General features: G+C 61.5%; 25 protein-coding genes. 15 read left to right on the top strand and 10 right to left on the bottom strand.

Translation table 11 applies throughout. From position 1 onward, the window contains the following. Positions 1-401: 401 nt before the first annotated feature. Positions 402-1811 (top strand): APC family permease, encoded by a 1410-nt coding sequence (locus ACERJA_RS05670; RefSeq protein WP_373607285.1) that lies wholly within the window; start codon positions 402-404, stop codon positions 1809-1811. 64 nt (positions 1812-1875) lie between these two features. On the opposite strand, the gene ACERJA_RS05665 is transcribed toward ACERJA_RS05670, so the two are convergent. The 3 genes from ACERJA_RS05665 to ACERJA_RS05655 all read right to left on the bottom strand — a co-directional run bounded on the left by ACERJA_RS05665 (position 1876) and on the right by ACERJA_RS05655 (position 3896). Next, positions 1876-2790 (bottom strand): hypothetical protein, encoded by a 915-nt coding sequence (locus ACERJA_RS05665; RefSeq protein WP_373607284.1) that lies wholly within the window; start codon positions 2788-2790, stop codon positions 1876-1878. Further along, positions 2787-3488 (bottom strand): TetR/AcrR family transcriptional regulator, encoded by a 702-nt coding sequence (locus tag ACERJA_RS05660; RefSeq protein WP_373607283.1) that lies wholly within the window; start codon positions 3486-3488, stop codon positions 2787-2789. The genes ACERJA_RS05665 and ACERJA_RS05660 overlap by 4 nt, the downstream gene beginning before the upstream one ends. 123 nt (positions 3489-3611) lie before the next feature. Next, positions 3612-3896 carry a hypothetical protein gene (locus ACERJA_RS05655; protein WP_373607282.1) on the bottom strand — a complete coding sequence of 95 codons (285 nt, stop codon included), beginning with the start codon at positions 3894-3896 and terminating at the stop codon, positions 3612-3614. Positions 3897-4032: 136 nt separating this feature from the next. On the opposite strand from ACERJA_RS05655, the gene ACERJA_RS05650 reads away from it, so the two are divergent. From ACERJA_RS05650 to ACERJA_RS05635, 4 genes are all read left to right on the top strand, one after another. Continuing rightward, positions 4033-4434, top strand: a complete 402-nt coding sequence (locus ACERJA_RS05650) for a 30S ribosomal protein S6e (protein WP_006066167.1) — start codon at positions 4033-4035, stop codon at positions 4432-4434. A 26-nt stretch (positions 4435-4460) separates the two neighbouring features. Further along, a complete protein-coding gene (locus ACERJA_RS05645; RefSeq protein ID WP_373607281.1) occupies positions 4461-4898 on the top strand; it encodes a hypothetical protein in 438 nt (145 codons plus the stop codon). A 121-nt stretch (positions 4899-5019) separates the two neighbouring features. Further along, entirely contained in the window at positions 5020-5448 is a 429-nt protein-coding gene (locus ACERJA_RS05640; protein WP_006066169.1) for a DUF5807 family protein, read from the top strand. A gap of 192 nt (positions 5449-5640) precedes the next feature. After that, positions 5641-6339: a hypothetical protein gene (locus tag ACERJA_RS05635; RefSeq protein WP_373607280.1), complete on the top strand. Its 699-nt coding sequence runs from the start codon at positions 5641-5643 to the stop codon at positions 6337-6339. 65 nt (positions 6340-6404) lie between these two features. Here ACERJA_RS05635 and ACERJA_RS05630 read toward each other — a convergent pair whose 3' ends face one another. From ACERJA_RS05630 to ACERJA_RS05615, 4 genes are all read right to left on the bottom strand, one after another. Next, a complete protein-coding gene (locus tag ACERJA_RS05630) occupies positions 6405-7652 on the bottom strand; it encodes a DHH family phosphoesterase (protein ID WP_373607279.1) in 1248 nt (415 codons plus the stop codon). Between the two features lie 50 nt (positions 7653-7702). Further along, positions 7703-8170, bottom strand: a complete 468-nt coding sequence (locus ACERJA_RS05625) for a universal stress protein (protein WP_373607278.1) — start codon at positions 8168-8170, stop codon at positions 7703-7705. A gap of 295 nt (positions 8171-8465) precedes the next feature. Continuing rightward, entirely contained in the window at positions 8466-9248 is a 783-nt protein-coding gene (locus ACERJA_RS05620) for a histidinol-phosphatase HisJ family protein (RefSeq protein ID WP_373607277.1), read from the bottom strand. A gap of 129 nt (positions 9249-9377) precedes the next feature. Continuing rightward, a complete protein-coding gene (locus ACERJA_RS05615) occupies positions 9378-10802 on the bottom strand; it encodes an ATP-binding protein (protein ID WP_373607276.1) in 1425 nt (474 codons plus the stop codon). A gap of 182 nt (positions 10803-10984) precedes the next feature. On the opposite strand from ACERJA_RS05615, the gene ACERJA_RS05610 reads away from it, so the two are divergent. Continuing rightward, complete coding sequence (locus ACERJA_RS05610) at positions 10985-11353, top strand: universal stress protein (RefSeq protein ID WP_049889795.1); 369 nt, start codon at positions 10985-10987, stop codon at positions 11351-11353. A 2-nt stretch (positions 11354-11355) separates the two neighbouring features. Beyond that, positions 11356-11919 (top strand): GNAT family N-acetyltransferase, encoded by a 564-nt coding sequence (locus ACERJA_RS05605; RefSeq protein ID WP_373607275.1) that lies wholly within the window; start codon positions 11356-11358, stop codon positions 11917-11919. Positions 11920-11932: 13 nt separating this feature from the next. On the opposite strand, the gene ACERJA_RS05600 is transcribed toward ACERJA_RS05605, so the two are convergent. After that, the gene (locus tag ACERJA_RS05600) at positions 11933-12394 is read right to left on the bottom strand and encodes a universal stress protein (protein WP_006066177.1); all 462 of its coding nucleotides are present in this window, start codon (positions 12392-12394) and stop codon (positions 11933-11935) included. A gap of 198 nt (positions 12395-12592) precedes the next feature. Between ACERJA_RS05600 and ACERJA_RS05595 the strand changes: the two genes are divergently transcribed. Further along, on the top strand, positions 12593-13417 hold the full coding sequence (locus ACERJA_RS05595; RefSeq protein WP_373607461.1) for an MBL fold metallo-hydrolase: 825 nt from the start codon (positions 12593-12595) through the stop codon (positions 13415-13417). A gap of 19 nt (positions 13418-13436) precedes the next feature. Here the strand turns inward: ACERJA_RS05595 and ACERJA_RS05590 are convergent, their stop codons facing one another. Both ACERJA_RS05590 and ACERJA_RS05585 read right to left on the bottom strand, forming a co-directional pair. Beyond that, positions 13437-14417 (bottom strand): DUF5787 family protein, encoded by a 981-nt coding sequence (locus tag ACERJA_RS05590; RefSeq protein WP_373607274.1) that lies wholly within the window; start codon positions 14415-14417, stop codon positions 13437-13439. An 81-nt stretch (positions 14418-14498) separates the two neighbouring features. Next, positions 14499-15494, bottom strand: coding sequence for a PhoU domain-containing protein (locus tag ACERJA_RS05585; protein WP_373607273.1), 996 nt, complete (start codon positions 15492-15494; stop codon positions 14499-14501). Positions 15495-15903: 409 nt separating this feature from the next. On the opposite strand from ACERJA_RS05585, the gene ACERJA_RS05580 reads away from it, so the two are divergent. The 7 genes from ACERJA_RS05580 to ACERJA_RS05550 all read left to right on the top strand — a co-directional run bounded on the left by ACERJA_RS05580 (position 15904) and on the right by ACERJA_RS05550 (position 22724). After that, the gene (locus ACERJA_RS05580) at positions 15904-16935 is read left to right on the top strand and encodes a PstS family phosphate ABC transporter substrate-binding protein (protein ID WP_373607272.1); all 1032 of its coding nucleotides are present in this window, start codon (positions 15904-15906) and stop codon (positions 16933-16935) included. 15 nt (positions 16936-16950) lie between these two features. Continuing rightward, on the top strand, positions 16951-17952 hold the full coding sequence (gene pstC, locus ACERJA_RS05575; protein WP_373607271.1) for a phosphate ABC transporter permease subunit PstC: 1002 nt from the start codon (positions 16951-16953) through the stop codon (positions 17950-17952). Then, positions 17949-18848 carry a phosphate ABC transporter permease PstA gene (gene pstA, locus ACERJA_RS05570; protein ID WP_373607270.1) on the top strand — a complete coding sequence of 300 codons (900 nt, stop codon included), beginning with the start codon at positions 17949-17951 and terminating at the stop codon, positions 18846-18848. Before pstC ends, pstA begins: the two co-directional genes overlap by 4 nt. 1 nt (position 18849) lies before the next feature. Further along, on the top strand, positions 18850-19686 hold the full coding sequence (gene pstB, locus ACERJA_RS05565; RefSeq protein ID WP_373607269.1) for a phosphate ABC transporter ATP-binding protein PstB: 837 nt from the start codon (positions 18850-18852) through the stop codon (positions 19684-19686). A gap of 2 nt (positions 19687-19688) precedes the next feature. Continuing rightward, on the top strand, positions 19689-20366 hold the full coding sequence (gene phoU, locus ACERJA_RS05560) for a phosphate signaling complex protein PhoU (RefSeq protein WP_373607268.1): 678 nt from the start codon (positions 19689-19691) through the stop codon (positions 20364-20366). Positions 20367-20904: 538 nt separating this feature from the next. Beyond that, a complete protein-coding gene (locus tag ACERJA_RS05555; RefSeq protein WP_373607267.1) occupies positions 20905-21342 on the top strand; it encodes a hypothetical protein in 438 nt (145 codons plus the stop codon). Positions 21343-21491: 149 nt separating this feature from the next. Beyond that, a complete protein-coding gene (locus ACERJA_RS05550; protein WP_373607265.1) occupies positions 21492-22724 on the top strand; it encodes a translation initiation factor IF-2 subunit gamma in 1233 nt (410 codons plus the stop codon). The last annotated feature ends 1 nt before the right edge of the window (position 22725 follow it).

Below are 22725 nucleotides of genomic sequence, written 5' to 3'. Positions count from 1 at the left end.
GGATTGCGTTAGACAGCAATAATCTAAGAAGTACTATCGGTATTGGATCTTATCCAACATTGTCGCGCTGGACAGTAGGTGGACGCTGTGAGAACGACGCATTCTGTTGGACAGTGGTCGGGGACGGTTGGCCAGTGAAACCATCAACCAACCAATAATAAAGCCGGTTCATACGTCCCGTTAGTGACAACTTCACACATAGATCAGTTTAACGTTTGTATATGAAGGATGAATTTTATGAGATGTTCCCAAAACCACTGGTTCTCCCACAACAGAATGGTCCGATATTGGATTTGAACCATGATATAGTACAATATTTGCTCGTAATACAATATCTACGAAAGATACATTAGGTGTCGTATTTATGGCCCATACGGTAACGAAACTCAGGCACGATACTCATGTCAGATACAACACAAAGTGGCTTAGAAAAGGCGTTGGGTACCAAGGAAATGTTGATCTTATCGTTTGGAGCAATGATCGGCTGGGGGTGGATTATCCTTGCCGGAGATTGGATTAATGAAGGGGGGCCAATGGGTGCGATTGCCGCATTCATTGCAGGGGGGATTGTCGTCAGTATCGTCGCAATTATCTACAGTGAACTGGCGTCGTCGATGCCGTTAGTCGGCGGCGAACACGTCTACAGCCTTCGTGCGCTGGGTCCGATCGGCTCGTTCGTCTGTACCTGGGCGATTATCTTCGGCTACGTCACCGTCGCCGCCTTCGAGGCGGTTGCGCTTCCGTCCGCGATGGCGTTTATTATTCCAGGATTCAATGCCATCCCGCTCTGGGAAGTCGCTGGAGAGCCGGTTTACGGCACCTGGGTCCTCGTTGGCGTCCTGGGAACGATCGGCGTCACGTATTTGAACTACATCGGCATTCGAATCGCCGCGCAGTTCCAGATCATCATGACTGTCGTCATCGCGTTCGCCGGTGTCGTGTTGATCTCCGGCGCGATCACCAACGGACAACCATCACCAGACCCCTCCTTCGGGGCCGGAACGGCCGGAATCTTTGCCGTCGTGTTGATGACTCCGTTCATGTTCGTCGGGTTTGACGTTATTCCACAGTCAGCAGAGGAGGCTGACATTCCAGCCCGGACACTGGGGCTTTTGATCTTGCTGTCGGTTGGACTGGCATCGATGTTCTACATGGCCGTCATCTGGGGCTCGAGCCGCGCACTTTCGGGTGCAGCGCTCGTCGACAGCCCACTGCCAGCAGCAGAGGCAATGGAGGTCCTGTTCAGCAGCACGGCTGCGGGTCAGCTGATGGCACTTGCAGGTGTTGCGGGGATTATGACCAGCTGGAACGCGTTTATCATCGGCGGCAGTCGCGCACTCTTCGCACTCGCTCAGTCGGGGATGCTGCCGAAATCACTCGCGAAGGTCCACCCAGAGTACAACACGCCGAGCAACGCGATCTTGCTGATCGGAGGTCTCTCCGTGCTCGCCCCGTTCTTCGGCGAACAGATGCTCGGCTGGATCGTCAACGCCGGCGGACTCGGCATCGTCGTCGCCTGGTTCCTCGTCGTCGTCTCCTTCCTGGTTTTGCGCTACCGCGAACCCGAGATGAATCGCCCATACAAGGTTCCGGGCGGCTCGGTTGTCGGCATCGTCGCGTTCGTTCTGACCGCGATCTTCATCTCGCTCTATCTGCCAGGCGGCCAATCCGCACTGCTCTGGCCCTACGAGTGGCTGATCGTTCTCGGCTGGTGTATCCTCGGTGTCGTCCTCTATGTCTTCTCGGGCGATGAGCCGGTCGAGACATCCGAAGAAGTGGTGAACAGAGTCAACACGTTCAACGACGACTGATACGGACTGCGGTCGTCACGCCTCGTCAATCACCGACCTCGTCGCTGGGGATCGGGACAGTAGATCAACTGTTTTGAAACGGTAGTCGTGTTGCTTGTTCGAGGCGGACAAGCGGTGGCAGTGTGTCGCCGGCCGGCCACTCCGACTCCGAAGAGACCTCGCCCGCCGCAAGCGACTCGAGGGCCGCCCGTGCGTGCTCGAGGGAGTCTCGAACAGGGGGAGAACAGCGTTCGATGGAGCTCTGTTCGCCCACGACTCGTCGGGACTGGCCATCGAATAGGGCGCCAACGGCAGTCGCTCGAGGCGCAGGGTCGGCGCTCGTGACCGCCGACTGGGACGCGAGTGCAGTCACCAATTCGTGTCCATAGCGTCGCAGCGTCTCGCGTGTGTCGGTCGATCCACCGACAGCTGTCACGCCGAGTGCGCCGGCCAGACCGGCAAGCGTCGCCTCTACGGGGACCCGGTCGTCGGCTGTCTCGTCCGTGCTGGACGCTGGGAATGTCTGCTGAGCCAGCGCCGTCGACCCCTGGATCACGAGCTCGAGCAACTCGAGGAGTTGGGCATCGGAAACCGGTGTCTTGGCAGCCGTTACGTAGGCGCTGGCGTGCAGATGATCGCTCGCGAGCAGCGCCGTGTCCCGATCGATCGATTGCCCCTCGAGCCAGTCGACGATGGGATCGGTTTCGGCGGTCGTTCGGTCACTGCCAGCTAGCGCCAGCCGAAGCCGAACATATCCCTCGAGCAGCCTGACAGCACCACAGACTGGTTCGAGGACACACTCGAGAGTATCCGGGTCCAGTCCCTCTCCGTGGTTGGCGTCGCCGGCGGCGAACTCACCGGCGACGGTACACAGCGCGACCGGGAGCGACTGGTCGGGTGGTGACAGTGCGTCGTCGACGGCTGCGTCGACTGGCGGTGCCAGTCCGGCGTTCTGATCGGCGATGCTCGAGCGGGCGATGCGTCGTCTTAGTTCACTCATTCGTCCGTGTCACGGGGTTCGGCAGCGTCAGTTGCGGTCTCGGCCGGTGTCTCCTCGTCGTTTCGCAGTCGTTCATCACGTGGGAACGTGAAACTCGCTTCAGCTGGCAACTCGGTGTCGGGAGCAAGCACGTCTGCGAGAATGTGGTCGACCACGCCCGTGCTGATCGTCTCGAGATACTCGTTTCTGTCGAGCGTAACCTGGCGGATCCGTGCGCCGTCGAACGCCGCAAGCAGGAGTGTCGCGATGGCGTCCGGGTCGTGGTCCCGAAAGACACCCTCTTCGATGCCGTCCTGGAGGATCTCCACGAGGGCATGGCGAAGGTGGGCGTCGCTCTCTCGGAGTTTCTCACGGAATACGTCGTTGTAGGGTGCCTGTGCCCGAAGTTCGAGCAACGCGGTGTGAAACGCCCGCTCGTCGTCGTCCGGTGCAGAGAGAAACCAGTCGATAAACGCAACGAGTCGCTCGAGTGCCGGTTGATCGCGAGTTTTGGCCACGCGCGATTCGAACCCCTCGATCAGGTACTCGATGAGCTCGGCGACGAGCGCTTCTCTGGAGTCGTAGTGATAGAACAGCGCGGACTTGCTTCGGTCGGTCCGATCGGCGATCGACTGGGCTGTGAGGTCGCTATACCCTTTCTCGCAGAGCGCTTCATAGGTGGCGGTCATGATCGCATCGCGGACGTCGGGATCGGTCACTGACTGATTAGTCAGTCAGCGCCGGAAAAGCTGTTTCGGTCTCAGACGGACTGCTGTCCCGATAACCGGCGTGACCGCAGGACGAGTCGCGCTCGCGCTGGACCTGACGGGCAACGATCCATCTCAGTCGTGGTCTCGGTACTGTCGAATCCCAAACTGGCCGTAGCCTCCATAGGCGAGTTCAAGCGAGCCGATCCACCAGTTCCACCGCTCCGGCGGGGTGCCGTCGGGTGCATCCGACAGCTCCTCGATGACGGCGTCGGTCGTCAGTGTCGCACCGACGTCAGCCTGATACCGGCCGGAGTCTGCGAGGTCGACGGCTTGGCGAACGACGACACGAGACTCTCCCGTCGTCCCGCCAAACTCCTCACACAGACGACTCTCGAGTCGTTCGGGATCGATGAACACGAATGGGCGTAGGCGGGCAACGCACTTGACTGTTCGAGCCCCGAACACCGTCAACGGCCGGGACCGAAGCCGATCACAGCAGACAGTTGTAGGTCGTATCGATGTTCTTTTGAGCAACGGCCGTCTTCCGTCGAACATGGCAAGTTTCACTGTCGTCGTCGGCGATCCCGATTCCGGGTCGTCCTACCAGCTTGAGGCGGAAGAACAGGACGCAAACCGGTTTATCGGCAAGTCGATCGGCGAGGAAGTCGACGGCGGGGCAGTCGGCCTCGACGGCTACACACTCGAGATCACCGGTGGCTCCGACGAAGCTGGGCGACCACTCAACCCGGAAGTCGCTGGCTCGAACCTGCAGGAAGTGCTGATGAAAGAGCGACAGACGGGCTACAAGCCATCGCGTGACGGCGAGCGTCGCCGCATCACGGTTCGAGGTCGTGAAGTCTCCGACGTCGTCGCACAGATCAACGCCACGGTCGTCGAGTCCGGCAGCACCGACATCGACACGCTTCTTGGCGACGGCGAAGACGCCGACGAATAACTCAGAGCCGAATTTTCAGTTCGTCAATGGCAGACCGAATTTCGAGCGACCACCCGTCAGTGCAGACGGTCCGGTCGACGTGTACAGAGACGGCAACCGGTGTCCGTCTCGAGGTACCGGCCGACGATCGCGATGCGTTCCCGACCGACGAGGTCGTCCGAGTCGTCCTCGACGGCGACGAGTGTTTCGCACGGATCGAACGAGCGCTAACCGGTGACGACCTCTCGGTCCCCGGCATCTACGAAACGCCGGACGAGGCCCGTGACCCAACCGGTGCTACGGATCGACTCGTCGACTGGATCGACGGCCACAGCGTTTCGATGGGTGGCTCGGTCCTGATCGACGTCATCGAGCCCGAGTTCCTCTACGGACTTCGCTCTCCTGGCGAGACCGTCTACTACGACGCTCGAGAACCCCCAAGTAGCAGTCTGCAGGATATCGCGTCGGATCTCGAAGAGCAGTGATCCGCCCGCGGGTTCGAGAGTCGACGCCACCGGTAGCAACGGGTGTTCGACCGCCGACAGCGGCCAGCCGTCGGAAACCAGTATAGCGCCTTTTTTCCACCTCGAGCGGAAATACAGGGGTATGACTGACCCACGCGAGGAGTTTCTGGCCGGCGAGCGACCGGACGATGTCGCGTTGTTTCTGGCCGATTCGTACGTCTCCGACGACCGCTTGGCGGAGTTCGGCGAGCCCGTCGATGACGGCGTCTTGATCGTCGTCGACGGCGAGCGCGGCCGGAACGCGTTTCAGGCTGCAACCGGGATGGAGGCGATGCAGTTCGCCAAATCCGCGATGGATCTCGAGGGGATCATCGACGCGGATCTCACTGGCGGCACCTGCCCGGAGACGCCGGGTGACGGCGACCACGAGGTCCAGTTCATCTTCGCTTTCGCCGAAGAACAGAACGAAGACGTCGGCGGCATCTACGCCGAGGGCGACGTGATTCACGCGTACGCGCAGTGTACGTGTGGAACGGCGTACTCGGACCGTTGGAACCCAGCCGACGCGTAATACTGCCGGACAAAACTATTCACGCACCGATCGTACGCAAACGATCGTCGCCTTCGGCAACGAGCCGTGAGACGCGATCGGGCGTTTACTGACTTTTGTCTGGCAGTATAAGCGGCGGGTCGAAACAGCGGCGCGGACACTGGTCGGGCGCAAAGACCATTCTTTTGCGACCGGACGGCGTACACTCGAGTCATGAGTTCTTTCGAAACTCCACACGAGACAGGCCGTGGCTTCGGCCTCTCGAGTCGCGAGGTGCAGGTAATCGGCGGCGCGACCGGGCTGATGACGATCACCGTCGCGTTGATGTACGTCTTCGCGGCGACACCCCTTGCGGTCGTCAACGACTACCTCTTTGCGTTCCCGATCGTCGGCGTGCTCGTCTACGGGGCGGCGATCATGGGCGGGGAGCTGATCGCCGAGCGCGGGGTCACGAACGGCGACATGGGGGTGGCGTTCATCGGCATGGTCGTCTTGCAACTGGCCTTTGGAATCTTCGGTGCCGGGATCATCTCGTTTGTCCCCCAAGAGACACAGCTGCTGGTGCTTGGCATTACAGCGGTGGTCACCGCACTGATGACGGCGCTGATTTCGGGCTACATCTACGCACGCTCGACGACGTTCGAACACTGGGGTCAGTTCGCGAACTACGCCTTCCTCGGCGGCGTCGGTGTGATCCTCGTCGGAACGTTCGTCCTGCAGGTGCTGTTGCTGGTCGGCTTCGTCCTCATCTTCCTGGGCTTTCTGCTTCGACTGGGCTATGAGATCTGGCAGGTTCGTGATCAGCGCAACGCCTCCGTTGCTCTCCAGACGATCGGCGTCTACATTGCCGTCGCTGGTGTCTTCGTCCACGTCCTCCAGCTCGTGATGCGATACGTCCTCTCTCAGGACTAGGTCGGTGTCGGCGTCTCCCCTCAAGGGGAGTTCTCAGTTCGATTTGGGACTGCTTCTCGAGTCAGCTACTCGTCGGCCTGTTCGTCGTCCGCCGCGGCGGCCTCTGCGACGACGTCGCGGAACGCATCGAGGATGACCTGTTTCGTCACCGCGCCGCGGGTCGTCCAGTGGTTGGCGTAATCGAGCATGTCGTCGTAGATGTCGGGTTTACAGCCCGCAGCTTTCGGGTGGCCACCGCCGTTGACTTTGCCCGCGACCTCGTGACACAGCTGGAACTCGTCGGTGCCTCGAATCGAGGCCGAGCCGGCGGGTTTGACGACGACTGAGGCGTCGGCCCCCTGCTCGCGCATCGCTTCGGCGACCTCGTTCTGTGAACAGCGGCCGTAGGTGATCCCGACCGTGTAGCCACCGATGTCGCGGAACTCCGAGCGACCGACCGCCTGTTCGATGAGCGCTTCCTTCTCGACACGGCGCTCCTCGAGGAACTCACGAACCCACTCGGGCAGGTCGACGCCGTACTCACGGACGACCTCGACGTACTCGGCGGGGTCGGTCCAGTAGGCGTAATCCGCGAGGTCGTCGCTGCGTGGGTCCTCGCGCAGCCAGAGGTCGTGATCGCGCGTGACGGTCGCCAACTCCTCGTACATCGGCCCGAACTCGTACTCGAGCGAGCGGTAGACGACGTCGGCACTGCACTCTTCGTCGGAGTCGCCAACGACCAACGTTGCCCCGGCGTCGCGCACCGACGCGGCGACGTCGTCGTCCCACTGGTGGTGGTCGTACCACTCGACGCTGGCTCCGGTCTCGAGGGCGGCCTCGAGTTCGTCTTCGACGTACTCGTAGCGGTCCGGCGCGAGGTCACAGACGAAGATGTCGATCCCCTCGTCGCCGTACTCGGCGACGCGGGCGAGTGCGTCCTCGACGTCGTGGGGACTGGCGGGGATCAGGGCGACGGTATGTGGTGTCGGTTCGGGTTCCTCGAGTGGCTCGTCAACATCGCCAGCTATGACGGGGTCGGCGGTGTCATCGACAGCATCCGCCGCGTCAGTTCGCTCGTCGACGGGGTCGTCATCGTCGTCAGGCTCCGGGACGTTCTGGACGTCGCCGTAGGCCTCTCGAATCAGCGCGACGCAGGCGAGGCCGTCGGCGTCGGGGTCGGCGATGACGGCGACCTCGGCCCCCTCAAGGGCGGCAGCCGTCTGCTCGTCTTCAAGATCGTCTTCGAGGGTATCAGGCAGGAAAAAGCCAGTGCCCGGCAGGACCGACTTTCGGGCGAGCGGCAGATCGCCACTGTCGATAAGTTCGTCGTACATGGTTCGTCCTGCGGGACGGGCGGGGAAGTGACTTCCCCTCTGGCGTGGCGCTACTGGGCTGGCGCGTCGTCGGCCTCGTCTTCGGCCATCGGATCAAGCTGTCGAACGGAGAGGACGGGGACGGGCGAGGTGCGAACGATGCGTTCTGCGACGCTGCCAAGCAGGAGGCGGTTCTCGCCGTGACGGCCGCGGGTTCCGGTCGCAACCAGATCGGCATCGATCTCGCGGGCGTACTCACAGATTTCGGCTGCGGGGCGTCCCTCTCGGACGGCAGTCGTAATCTCGACGTCTTTGTCCGCTCGATCCTCGACGGTCGCAAGTGCAGCGTCAGCGGTCGTCTCGAGGGCAGTCCGGAGTTCGTCCCGGAGCTGTTGGGGCGAGGCGTCGACCTCGCTGGCATCGACAACCGAGAGCGCATGGATGTCGGCATCGAAACGATCCGCGAGATCGAGTGCAACGTCGACGGCTCGTTTGACGCTCTCGGAGCCATCAGTGGCGACGACAACCGTATCGAACATATGTCGTAGTTACGACTGGGGTGGCTTAAATACCGGCGCCTCTTCGACGCGCCTGGCTTCTAGCGCCCTCGGCGACGCCGGGACATCGGTACAGCAGGCCATCTCATAGGGGTTCTCGTAGCTTGCCGGTTGTCGCTGTCCAGACGTGCCGTTTCCGTGGCTTGGGTTCCATGCCGCAACTCTATGCCCGTCTACGAGAATTCCTATAGTAGCCACTGAAAGCCAGTGCGCACCCGATCGCACGACTGCTGTGCGATCGGTGTGCAAACCGTTTCAGTTGTTACTATATCAGACCTCACTCGAGCCCAGGCGGTTTGACCGGTTCGAGTGCCCGTGACTCGAGATATGTCTCGAGAAACGCGGCTCGGTCGCCGATTTCGGCTGGGCGATGAGAGTCCGAGCCGACGGTGGCGGCGACGTCATACTCCCGGAGCAGTTCGAGAAACGAGTCGCTCGGGTGGACGATCGCTGCGTCGGAGGTCGCACGTCCGACGTTGATCTCGGGAACCGTCCGCGAGTTAGCGAGTGCTCGGGCGACGCGCTCGTAGTGAGCGGTTGTGGCACGGCCTCGTAACGGTGGGGTCCGTTCGATCAGGTCGAGATGGGCCGCGACGTCGAACAGCTCCGACTCGATCAACGAGACGAGCGCTTCGAAATAGTCGTCGACGATCGCATCACGCGACGTCTCGCTCAATGCCGTGAAATTGCTCGCCACCTGCACGTTCTGTCCGTTGATGACGTGGACGCTCCCGATCGTGTACTCGAAGCCTGCATCGTCGAGAAACTCACGAATCGCGCGCTCGTCCCGGGGATCGTAATCCATCTCGACCCCGTCGTAGATCTCGAGTGAAACGGCCGTCCGATCACGGAGGGCTTCGATCGCCTGTCGCCGTCGCTCGTAGGTCAGATCCAGATTAAAGCCATAGACGCTGCGGACGGCCGCCGGCCCATCGCGAGCCGAGATCGTACAGTGGTCAGTCAGCCCAATCCCCTCGAGTCCGGCTGCATCGGCGGCCTGCACCATGCCCTCGAGAAACCCCCCGTCGGAGTAGTTCGTATGCGTATGGAAATCGTGCATACGACGACGACATCGGGCTGACAGTTGGGCGTTTCGCCCGTGAACCCACGTTGACGCCGTATACGGACCCCGGTCCGTCAGTGCCGGTGGATCCGCGACGGGTGCGGGGACACCGGGACAACAGACAGTTCAGTGGCTATGATCGTGGTCGTGGTCGTGATCGTGATCGTGGTCGTGTGAATGACCACTGCCACCGCTACCGAGGTCGCCGCCCGCGACGAGGGCATCGTGGTCGCCACCCATCATATCCATATTTTTCAGCGTGTCTCGCTCTTCGAACTCCTCGACGGCGTTCAACAGATCCTGCTGGGTCAGCGTCATCCGGTCCTCGGTCAGGGCCTCGAGGACGGCTTCTCGGAGGACCATCCGAAGGTCACTGCCAGTTAGTCCCTGGGTAACCTCGGCGATAAGCTGCGGATCGAACTCTTCGATGTCCATCGTGCGCGTGATGACACCGAGAATGTCTGCCCGCATACCGTGATCGGGCTTGGGGAAGTTGATAATCTCGTCGAAGCGCCGCCAGGCGGCGTCGTCGAGCTGGTCCGGGTGGTTCGTCGCGCCGATGAGCAAGACGTCGTCATCGATCAGCGAGATGTTGTCGATGCTCTTGAGCAGGGTGTTGACGGCGCGTTTGAGCGCGGCGTGTTCGTCGCTGCGACGGGTTTTGGCGACGAAGTCGAACTCGTCGATAAAGAGGATACACGGCGAGAGCCGTTTGGCGACTTCGAACGTTTTGTCGACGTTTTTCGCCGTCTCACCGAGATACTGGCTCGTGATCATCGAGAGCTTGACCTCGACGAACGGCAGATCCATGTCCTGGGCGAGTGCCTGTGCCGTCGACGTCTTGCCGGTCCCCGGTGGGCCGACAAACAGCAGTTTCCCGATCTCGCGCAAGCCGATATTCGCGAGGTAGTCGCGGTGTTCGATCGCTTTGGCGATCTTGTCGAGTTCGTTTTCCTGATCGTCCGTGAGGACGAGCTCGTCCAAGGACATGTCGACCTCCTCCGGCGCGCGGACCTCGACGAGATCGAGCATCTCCTCGTCGTCTTCTTCGTCGAAGTACTCCTCGAGCAGCCCGTCGATCCAGACCCGATCGGCCTGAATCGGGCGGTTTTGCTCTCGAGCTTCCTCGTGGGTGACGTCGAACATGTCACCGAACTCTTCGTGGGTCGTGAAGTGTTTGGCCAGGGTCGGGTTCTCACGCAGTCGATCGTCGTCGACGCGTTCAGCGAACCACTGTTCGGCCATTGCTTCCTGAACGAGGGTGATGGTCCCCGAGAACTCGTCGCGATCGGTAAACATCAGCTCCGAGACGGCCTCCCAGGGTTGGTTGACACCCGTCGCCTCACGGGCAGTACTGTTCGTGGCTGAGAGCGGCCGACTGATGCCGGCGTGTTTGCGACCGTCCCCATCGTCGCTGTCGTTATCGACGCCGCCGGTCCAATATACCCGACGGAACGACGGTGGGAGATCGTTCTCATCCAGTGTCCGATCGTCCGAATACACGCTCGTCGTGAGCAGAAACTCCACGACATCGAGCGCCGCGTCACTCATTCCGTCAACGTATTCACCACACGGTCTTAACATCGTCGTCATACGCAACGCCTGCAAGTGACCCGCACTCACACGCGAGTATTCATCACGGTTATCGAAAGCGCTGGCCGGATGCCGGCTTGAGGAGATTTCAGAGGGGTTGCGGCACAACGGTTTTCGTCCACCGGTGCACACGCATGGGTATGAACGTCCTAGTGGGTCTCGTTGGAAGCGACGAATCGATCAAAACGCTTCGGCGGACGATCGATCGGACTCGCGAGATGGGCGACGATCTCACCGTCGCCATCGTCGACAAACCCGAGGCGAAACGCTCACAGGAGGAGATGAAGATGCAAGCCGAAAAACTCCTCACCGAAGCGAACATCGACGCAGAGATCGTCATCCTCGAGGGCGATCCGGGCAGTTCCCTGGTCGATTATGCCGAACAGGGAGAGTACGATCAGCTCGTGATCGGCGGCGGAACGCTGAGCCCGATGGGGAAGATTCAGCTCGGCCCCATTACCGAGTTCGTCCTGTTGAACGCACCGACGACGGTCAAACTGGTGCGATAACAATGGCTGGAACGCGACCGTACCCCGACGAGCCGGCCGGGCCGTTCCCCTCGCCGACCACGGTTCTCGAGGACCGGGAGGAACGCCCCATCGAGATCAGTGCCGAGGCCGACTTCGGGGAGGCACTCGAAGACGTCGTCGAGATGTACGACCAGTTTGATCCCACCGACCGGGCACAGGGGATTCCACCGACGGGCAAATCCCGTATCCGCAACTGGCTCGAGACGATCGCCGACGAGAGCGTCAACGTCGTTGCCCGCCACGGTGAGGACGTCGTCGCACACGCAACGCTTGTCCCCGACACTGATGATCCGGAATCGATCGCCGACAAAGGCGACATCGAGTGGGAACTCGCGATTTTCGTCTTACAGGACTACCAGCGGGCCGGGATTGGGACGAAACTCCTCGAGCATTTGCTCGGGCACGCGAGTGACAGCGGGATCGAACGGGTGTGGTTGACCGTCGAGCGCTGGAACAACCCAGCGATCGCCCTCTACGAACGTGTCGGCTTCGAGTCGACCGGCACCGAAAGCTTCGAACAGGAGATGGCGATCCGACTCGAGTGAACGGAGACGGGTGCTACACCGAGAGAACTGGCTGACTCGCATACGCGAGGACGTATTCGGCAGCCTTTTCGAGGACCTCTGATGTGGCGGTGTCGGTAACCGGTTCTCTGGGCAAGACGATGAAGTCGGCGTCGATCGCATCGGCAGTGTCGAGCGTGACGTTGCCGGGGTGGCGTGTCTTTCGTGTCTGTGAGAAGCCGTCGTCGACGGCGGTCACGAGTGGCACGTCTGCTGCATCTGCGACAGCCTGTATTTCGTCGAAAAAGCCCTGCGTATCCGTTGCGACGGTCTCTTCATCGACGGTGCCGGCGTTCAGCCCACGAACGACGCCGCGACCGAGCACGAATAGGACGTGGACCGTCGCATCATAGCGGTCGGCGACGGCAACGGCGTACTCGACGGCAGTTGCAGACTCTTCGCTTCCGTCGACCGGGGCGAGAACAGTATCGACGGTAAACGGCTCGCTGTCGTCCATACGCGGTGATGCGTGCCCCGTGTTCAAAAAGCCACCCGACAAGCCCTGCCAGGCGGGGAGAGACATACCGTTTCTGGCTGCGTCGCCTGTCGGCGGGAGACGGTTCGGCTCGGTCGTGGGAAACACCCTTTATGCGACGGCTACCTATCACATCGCAATGAGCAACCTCGCTGGCGCGGTCGGAGGGGTGACGTGACGATGCGGGTGACGCTGCTCGGAACCGGTGACACGACTGGGACGCCCACTGTTGGCTGTGATTGTGACACCTGCGAGACGGCCCGCGAGCGCGGTATCGAGCGCACCCGGTTTTCGGTCCACGTCGAGAACGAACGCACGGGCGAGTCGCTACTGATCGATTTCAGTCCGGACTTTCGGACCCAGTTTCTGCGCGATGGTGTCTCGCTGCCGGATGCCGCCATCGTGACTCACATTCATTTCGACCATCTCGACGGGCTGGGCAACGTCTTTCGTGTCTTCGACGCACTTGACCTCTACGCGGCAAACGAAACCGATCCCAAAACAGGCAACAGCGTCGCCGAGACGGTCCGTGAGGACTATCACTATCTCGAGATGCTCGAGATCCATCCGACGACGCCGCTCGAGCCGGTGGAAATCTGTGGGTTCGACGTGACGCTGGTGCCGGTCGACCATCCCCCGCTGATCTGTTACGGCGTCGCGATCGAGGATCCAGAAACGGGTGCGAAGCTGTCGCTATCCGGCGATACGAGCTACGATATTCCCGACCCCTCTCGAGAGTGCCTTGCCGATCCCGACCTGTTGCTTGCGGACGCGATCGTTCCTGCTCATCTCTGTGAGTACCATCCGATGGGCGGCCGCCACGAGAACGACGACGGCGTCCCTCGAACGTTCGGGACGAAACACATGACTCGAGAGGGCGCGCTCGATCTCGCCGACGAGTTAAACGCCGAGCAGACGCGGCTGGTCCATCTCGCTCACTACTACCCGGCCGACGAGGCGTTCGAGGAGCCACTGGCGGTCGACGGCGAGCAGTACGACCTCTAGCGAAACTCAATCCCACCGTTCATCCGAACTGATCCAGCCCCGACTGCTGGCGGCGTTTGCCCGCCGGCTCGGCCACCCACGGCGTTCGTCGATCGCGTTCGGCCTCGAGATCCACCTCGAGGGCCGCTGCGGAGTCGTAGCCTGGACACGACGGCCCACACTCCACGCTGGCGTCAACGACACGGTCGTACTGCGCACAGTAGGGCAGCGTCGCGCCGCTCGAGTCGTCGGCTCGACAGGCCCCACACTCGGGAAATCCGTACGTTCGCCACCCCTTTCCGTAGGCGCGTTCGGCGATGCGTCGCCGCCGCCGGGCTTTCGCCTCGGGCGAGACGACGGCGATCTCGGTCCGCCCCGGCTGGTACTCGAGCGGCTCGATCCCCGGTTCGTCGACGGCAAGCGGCGTTGGCTCGCGAACGACCTCGATCTCGAGGGCGGCTGGGTCGTCGCCACGGTGGACCCGCCAGACGCCGACCGCATCGGGGAGTCGATGGAGATGCGCACCCGTCACGTAGCTCTCGGTCGCGAGGACGATTTTGTCGACCACCGCGAGGCTGACGTCCGTTCGGAGTTGGGCCTCGAGGTCGCCCGGCCGCTCGAGGTCGGGTTTGTTCTCGATACCGACGAGGCGACCGTCCCAGTCGGGATAGCGCGCGACCTGCCTGACGTACTCGCGGCCCTTGCGTCGGTCGCGTTCGAAAAAGCCGATCTCACAGGCTCGCTCCGTGGCCCGACGAGCACGATCAGGATGACAGTCGAAGGCGTCTTTCCAGTAGCGTGCACGGCCGGTGCCGATGTCCGACTCGATCGCCGCTGCCGGAATCGACGCGCTCGTCAGCTCGAGCCGGTCCTCGAAAGCTGGGCCAGGTTCGACACAGACGACGTCGAGGATTCGGCCACCGGGCTCGGCGACGCTGGCTCCAAGCTGGCGGGCGACGATGCCCGTCCGGTGGCTCTCGAGGTGGGCACACAACTCGAGTTCGAACGCGAACTCACTCACACGAGTTCGAAGGGACCAGGTGCGCAAAAGTGTCCGCATCTCTCGTCTTCGAGAGCGTCAGCATGCGAGCCACACGCGCAGCTACGGCCGCGGTGCGGCCTTCTGCAGTGCCGTCTCAGCGATATTGCCACCGTAGTCGGCGCTCCGGGAGAGCGAGTCGAGGATCAGCCCCAGCGACTGGGCCTGGACGGGATCGAGGTCACGGAGCATGTCGTCGATGGTTCGGGTGTGCTCGTCGATCTCGAGGACGGATTCGAGGGCGTCGTGACCGAGGTCGGTCGCCTCGCCACTGTCGTCGGCGAACAGGGCGTCCATCGATTTCTCGAGAATCGCCGCCGTGTCGGCGTGGAGTTCGAGCAACGCGTCGGCGACGTCGTCGGGAACGTCCCCGAGTTTTCGCGCGAGCTGGCTGATCTTGACGGCGTGGTCGGCGACCCGCTCGAGCTGGCGGGCACTCGAGTGATAATCGAAACAGTCCTCGCGGGAGACGCCGAGGGACTCCGCGGCCCGTGGCGAGCGCAGCGTCGCCCGGAAGATCCGCGAGACGACGAGCCAGAGTCGGTCGACGTCGTCGTCGCGTTCGACCACGTCGATGGCTCGTTCGTCGTCGTTCTCGACGAGCGCGTGGATGGCATCCTCGAGCATCGAGGTCGAGATCAGGCGCATTCGCGTGACGGCGTTGACGATCGACAGCTCCGAGGAGTCGAGGAGGTCCTGGACGACGACGCAGTCGGCCGACTCCTCAACGACTTCGACGCCGATCAGCCCCTGAATCGCACTGCGGATCGCCCGCCGTTGTGCCGTCGTGATCCGGCCGGCCTCGAGGCGGATGATATCGAATCCGCTGACGTACATCGTCAGGACGGCACGAGTGAGTTGCTCGTCCTCGAGAGTGGAGACATCGAGGTGGCCTTCTTGATGGTCGGTCTCACGCTGTGGCGTGACGAGCAACATATCGTCTTCAGCATAGATTTCGACGGTTGCACCACTGCTGATGTCGTTATCGATGGCCCACGTCTTCGGAAGTGAGACGGTGTACGTCGAGCCACCGGTCACCTGGACCTTGCGTGTCTCCATAGGGCGCGGTTTCGATGGCAGGAATATAAATCTACTCGAATCTATAGAGAGATTTTCAGAGGGCGCTATTAGCGGCCCAAGAAGGCACATGGACCAGTATAGCGGATAGAGTTGAACATAGAAATATAGTACAATTAGTAGTATTCTATAGTACTATATATTATTTTGAGCGGTGGCTGATACGTCGTCAAATTCACCGGAACAGCGATGAGAACAGCTTCGAAGACGGTTCGAATTGGCCGTCAAATCTGACTTGAACAGATCGAAACGGTCGCTCAGACGTTGTATTAGCCGTTTCTCAACGATGCCGATCGATCTATAGTCGAGTACATAGTGGTCTATTGAAGTATGAGTTGAGATATATAGATATTAGCACCCTCTTTATATGACTGCCCCAACCGATTGGGTGATGACGGACAACACGTCCGAGGGTGACCAGACCGGGTTTACATCGCGACGAACATTCCTTGCCGGCGCCAGCATGGCGGGGCTGACTGCAATCGCGGGCTGTATGGGTGGCGACGATAGCGGCCTGTCCGGAACGATCGACGCCTCCGGATCGAACACGGTTGCGCCGATCACCTCGTGGGCCGGCGAGAACTTCGAAAACGAGTTCCCGAGCGTCTTGGTCGACGTTGCACCAGAGGGGACGGGAGCCGGCTTTCAGGAGTTCTGCCGGGCCAACTCCGCCGTCCAGAGTGCAAGTCGAATGATCACGGAGGACGAGATCGACCTCTGTGAGGAAAACGACGTCAACTACGGCTTCCTCGAGGTCGGCCTCGACGGGCTCTCGGTCGTGAAAAACTCCGAGAACGACTGGGTCGACGAGATTACGCTCGAGGAACTCCAGCGCATCTGGGAGTTCGAGGCGACCGGCGAAGTCACGCTCTGGAGCGACGTTCGCGACGAGTGGCCAGACGAGGAGATGCAGCTCCACGCCCGCGACAGCGCCTCAGGGACGTTCGATTACTTCACTCGCGAGATCAACGGCGAGATCGGGAACGTCCGTGACGATTATTCGGCGACCAGCCAGACCAACGAGATCATGGCTGCGGTCGCCGACAACGAACACGGCTTCGGCTGGGGTGGTCTCGGGTACCTGCGCGAGATTGAGGACGACCAGCCGATCGAAGCCGTTCCGGTCGAAAGCGACGTCGACGGGGAGTTCTACCTGCCAACCCAGGATAACATCGAGGAGGGGCTGTACTCACCGCTCGCACGTCCGCTGTTCGCATTCGTCAACATCGCGAGCCTCGAGGAACGGACCGACCTCATCGGCTCGTTTGCACGCTTTTACACCAACGACGCCCAGGAGTTCGCCCGCGACGAGGGCTTCTACGCCGCCCCGGACGAGGTGACCGAGGAGAACCACGAGAAGATCGACGAGTGGCTCGAGGGGGTCGGTGCGTCGCCAGATGACCTCACCGTACAGCGCGCATAAGTCTCGAGGCATCCAATGAGCACCGAATCACACCACGAGTCAGGGGCCGGGATCAGCGGCGATGGACCCGTGCAGGCCGATAACGAGACCAACCGTCGTGCTCGCCGCATCCTGTTTGGCTGTGCGACGATCACGGTCCTGACCACGCTTGCGATCTTTTTTGTACTGATCGACAACGCGGCGAGTTACTTCTTCGGCGCGAAGTTGACGGAGATGCTCATGGGAGCAAGCCCCGAGCAGACGGTGACGTTCACCGAGTTCTTCACCGGAACGCGGTGGGCACCCGACCACGCGACGCCGGCTCACGGCGCGATCCCGATCATCTTCGGGACGCTCGCGATCACGGTCGGCGCGGCGTTCGTCTCGATCCCGATCGGGACGGCGACCGCGATCTACCTCTCGGAGTATGCTCCTGACAGCGTCCGGTCGAAACTCAAACCGACACTCGAAATTCTCGCCGGAATCCCAACGATCGTCTACGGCTACTTCGCGATCGCGTTCATCAACCCGGTTCTCGTCGCCCCGATCGCATCCGCGCTGTTCGGCATCAATATGGGTCGATACAGCCTGCTTTCGGGGATGTTGGTCGTCGGCATCATGACGATCCCGATGGTCTCCTCGATCAGCGAGGACGCCATGTCGGCCGTCCCGGACGAGCTCAGAAACGGTGCGTACGCCCTCGGCGCGACGAAGTTCAACGTCTCGACGCGAATCGTCGTTCCGGCGTCGATCTCCGGGATCTTCGCGTCGTACATCCTCGCCGTCTCTCGAGCGATCGGGGAGACGATGGCGGTCACGCTCGCAGCCGGGTTCACCGCGAACCTCACCGCCAACCCCTTCGCTGAGATCATGACGATGACGGCGTACATGGTGAAGATGGCACGCGGGACGACCGCGGTGGGCACCGTCGAGTATCAGTCGCTGTTCGCCGTCGGCTTACTGTTGTTCATCATGACGCTCACGATGAATCTGCTTAACGACTGGTTCAAACGCCGCTTCCAGGAGGAGTATCGATGAGTACCGACACCGACACCGATCTGTTCAGTGACATCGACCTCGGCTGGGAGCACCTGAAGAACCGACTCTTCCTCTGGGTCATCTTCGCCGCGTCGATGTTCGGCGTCGTCATGCTCGCACTCCTGTTGTTCGACGTTGCCACCGACTTCTACGTCGGCCTGACCGAGTACAACATCAGCCTGGTCGACTTCTTCACCCGGGACGGCTCCCGGCGTGAGGAACTCTCTGGGTTCAGAGGAGCGATCGTCGCCTCGATCATGTTGATGATCCTGGTGACGATCCTGTCGTTTTTCGTCGGCGTCGGCTCGGCGATCTACTTAGAGGAGTACGCCCCGGACAACCGCATCACCCGCCTCATCGAGGCGAACCTGGCGAACCTCGCGGGTGTCCCGTCGATCGTCTACGGCCTACTCGGGTTGGCGGCGTTCGTCAACGGGATCGGGATGGGCCCGATCCTGCTCGCCGGAGCCATCGCCCTTGCCTTGCTCGTCATGCCGATCATCATCGTCTCCGCACAGGAGGCGCTGCGGTCGGTCCCCGATGGCGTCCGCAACGGCTCGTACGCGACGGGCGCGACGAAGTGGCAGACGATCCGTCGGGTCGTCCTGCCGGCGGCGATCCCCGGGATCATGACGGGAACGATTCTCGCACTCGCACGCGCGATCGGAGAGACGGCCCCGCTGATCATGGTCGGAGCGATCTTCATCAACCGGATGCCCTACGGGCCGTTCGACCGCTTCAGCGCGATGCCGACGACGATCTACAACTGGGCGAACGAACCGAGCCAGCACTTCATCCACCTCGCTGCGGTCGGCATCGTCGTGTTGCTCACGTTCCTGTTCGTGATGAACGCGGTCGCGATGTACATCCGGCACAAGTACGAGACTGAGGTCTAACATGTCTACAAAAAATACTGAGAAGTCGCTGATTACGACCGACGTACAGACCGGAGAGAAAAACCGAACTGATCGCACGCACGAGACGGTCGTGAAAGCCCAAAACCTCGACGTCTACTACGGCGACGAGCAGGCGATTTCAGACGTCTCGATGGCGATCCCCGAACACGAGGTCACCGCGATCATCGGCCCCTCGGGCTGTGGGAAGTCGACGTTCCTACGCTCGATCAACCGAATGAACGACCAGATCGACGTCTGTCGCGTCGACGGTGACCTCTCTTTCCACGGGAAGAACGTCTACGACGAAGACGTCGACCCCGTCGCCTTGCGCCGGAAAGTCGGACAGGTCTTCCAGAAACCGAACCCGTTCCCCAAGTCGATCTACGACAACGTCGCCTACGGGCTGCGTATCCAGGGGAAAGCCGATGAGGTCGATCTCGACGACGCCGTCGAGCGCGCCCTTCGCGGGGCAGCCCTGTGGGACGAGGTCAAGGACAAACTCGACTCTTCGGGACTCGATCTCTCGGGTGGCCAGCAACAACGACTCTGCATCGCTCGAGCGATCGCACCCGACCCCGAGGTCATCCTGATGGACGAACCGACCTCGGCGCTCGATCCCGTCGCCGCCTCGAAGATCGAGGACCTCATCGACGAACTCGTCGAGGAGTACACGGTCATCATCGTCACCCACAACATGCAACAGGCCGCCCGCATCTCCGATCAGACCGCCGTCTTCCTCACCGGCGGCGAACTCGTCGAGTTCGATGAGACGGCGACGATCTTCGAAGACCCTGACGACGATCGCGTCGAGGACTACATCACCGGCAAGTTCGGATAACCATGGCACGAACCGACTACCAACAGCAACTCGAGCAACTGCGCGAGGACGTCCTCGAGATGAGCGCGCTCGTCTGCCAGCGACTTCGCCGGGCGCTCGAGGCTCTCGAGACCAAAGACACCGCCCTCGCCGAGGGGATCATCACGGGCGACCACGAGATCAACCAGCTCTATCTCGACCTCGAGCAGCGCTGTATCGAACTGCTCGCCCTGCAACAGCCCGTCGCGGGCGATCTGCGATTCGTCGCGGCCTCGTTCAAGATCATCACCGACCTCGAGCGAATCGGCGATCTCGCGGTCAATCTGGCGGAGTACACCAAGCAGGCCGAACGAGAGCGCTACTCCGAGATCGACATCGACTACATCGGGACACAGACAGTCGAAATGGTCGAGATGGCAGTCGAGGCGTACGCAGCCGACGACGCGGCGGCGACCCACGAGATCGCGGCGACCGACGACGAGATCGACACGCTCTGTGAGGGCGCAAGTGAAGTCGTCGTTCGAGACCTCCTCGAGGCCGAAACGACGTCGATCGGCGAGCTGACCGATGACGCGCTGCTCGAGGACGTCTCGCGAATGTTATTGACGATCCGTGATCTCGAGCGAGTGGGCGATCACGCCGTGAACATCGCTGCCCGAACGCTGTACATGGTCGAAAACGACGACGAACTGATCTACTAAAGGGTGTACACCGCCGCGCGGCGAAACAGTGGGTCCTGTCGAACGAACGGTGCAGTTGGCCGGCAACTCAAACAGGTCACAGCGCATGCATCGGCAATCGCAGCGATCGCCGAACAGAGACGACTCCGTGTCGTCGGCGTTCGCCGACAGTATTGGGGCTGCTGGCGCCATGGCACGACCGGTCATCGAGTCGGCACCGGATATGAGACCGTACTCTCGAGCAGGAGTGATCGACTCGAGCGATAACTATCGCGTCTGCGAGTACCGCTCCTCGAGCGGTTCTGCAACCGACTACGACGACCGTCGCGTCAGCGACCGGTCGCCCACAGCGACGGCGAATACGGAGCAGCCACCCACACTCGAGTGCGTTGTCGTCCGGTGTCGAGATCGGCCAGATTAGTGTACGCTTGCCCCACAAAGGTGCACGGACGCCGATGCGTCGCTCGGACCGAACCGTTCCACGAGGCGAGATGGTCGTGGTACAGCAGTCGAATACGGACGAACTGTTTTCCTTACGCACGCCTAACGGTCGTGTACAATGTGGACACGACGGACGGTCGTCGGAGCAGCCTGTACGACAGCCCTGTTAGCAGGCTGTCTCGAGGGCGACGAAGATGACACTGACGAGGAGGAGGAAGACAACGGCTACGACCCAAAACTTGACGAGATCGACGACTACGACCCGGTCGATCGAACCGGTGAGTCGGAGATCACGATACAGATCTCGCCGGACAGCGAGCCCGCGTTCGATCCGGATCCCGTGATGGTCGACTCGAATACGGACGTAACCTGGCGGTGGAGTGATAGCGCTGGCGAGATCGAACCGGTCGAGATGCATAGCCCGTGTCAATGGACCGGCAGCGACGGTGGAACCAGCCATTCGTGGACGTTCCCGTTCGAAGGGAAGTACGTGATCGGCTACTCATCACCCGACGTCGAGGAGGTCACTGGCACCATGTTCGTCGTCGATCCGTAGCACTGATCCGACCAGCGTCCGTCCGCAGACGGCCCTACTGTGCGTGACAGTCGCCGAGATGATGGCAATCACCAGGGCTGAACCGCCTGCAGAACAGTAGGTTTATCAAGCGCACGACGGAACCCTTATCTAAGATTACTCACCGTCTTATGGCAGGAAATCAACAACCGGAGGTGAACATCGGGCTCGTCGGTCACGTCGACCACGGCAAGACCACGCTGGTACAGGCCCTCAGCGGCTCGTGGACTGACCAGCACAGTGAGGAGATGAAACGCGGAATCTCCATCAGGCTTGGCTACGCCGACGCCACGTTCCGCCACTGTGCGGAGCTTGACGAACCCGAATGTTACACCGTCGAAGAGGAGTGTCCGGACGGCTCACCGAGTGAGCCGCTGCGGACCGTTTCGTTCGTCGACGCCCCAGGTCACGAGACGCTGATGGCAACGATGCTCTCTGGCGCATCGCTGATGGACGGTGCCGTGTTGGTCATCAGTGCCAGCGAATCCGTCCCACAGCCCCAGACCGAAGAGCACCTGATGGCGCTCGACATCATCGGCATCGATAACATCGTCATCGCCCAGAACAAGGTCGACCTCGTCAGCGGCGATCAGGCCCGACAGAACTACGAAGAGATTCAGGAGTTCGTCGAGGGAACCGTCGCCGAAGACGCACCCGTTGTCCCGGTTTCGGCTGGCCAGGAAGTCAACCTCGACCTACTGATGCAGGCGATCGAAGAGGAGATTCCCACACCCGACCGGGATCCCGACGCCGACCCACGGATGCACGTCGCCCGCAGTTTCGACATCAACAAACCGGGAACCACCCACGAAAACCTCGCCGGCGGCGTCCTCGGCGGCAGCCTCGTCCAGGGTGAACTCGAGGTCGACGACGAGATCGAAATTCGTCCCGGCCGTGAAGTCGAAGAAGGCGGCCAGACCGAGTACGTTCCGATCGAGACGTCGATTCGCTCGCTGCAGGCTGGCGGCGAGTCCGCGGAGACAGTCACACCGGGTGGCCTTCTCGGCGTCGGCACTGGACTCGACCCCGCACTGACGAAAGGCGACGCTCTCGCCGGTCGACTGGCAGGCCCACCGGGGACGCTGCCGCCGACCTGGCAGGAGTTCACTATGGACGTCGACCTGCTCGATCGTATCGTCGGGGCTGAACACGGCGAGACCGTCGACGAGATCAGCACTGGCGAGCCGCTGATGATGACCGTTGGAACTGCGACGACAGTCGGTGCCGTGACCAGTGCCCGTGAGGGCGAATGCGAGGTCAATCTCAAACGGCCCGTCGCCGCTGAACCAGGCGCAAAGATCGCGATCAACCGCCGCATCGGCGCTCGTTGGCGGCTGATTGGACTCGGAACGCTCAAAGAATAAC

Origin of the sequence: Natronorubrum sp. A-ect3 (assembly GCF_041821125.1) — an archaeon.
In the GTDB taxonomy this organism is placed as follows: Archaea; Halobacteriota; Halobacteria; order Halobacteriales; family Natrialbaceae; genus Natronorubrum; species Natronorubrum bangense.
This window is presented reverse-complemented; position numbering and strand designations above follow the sequence as displayed.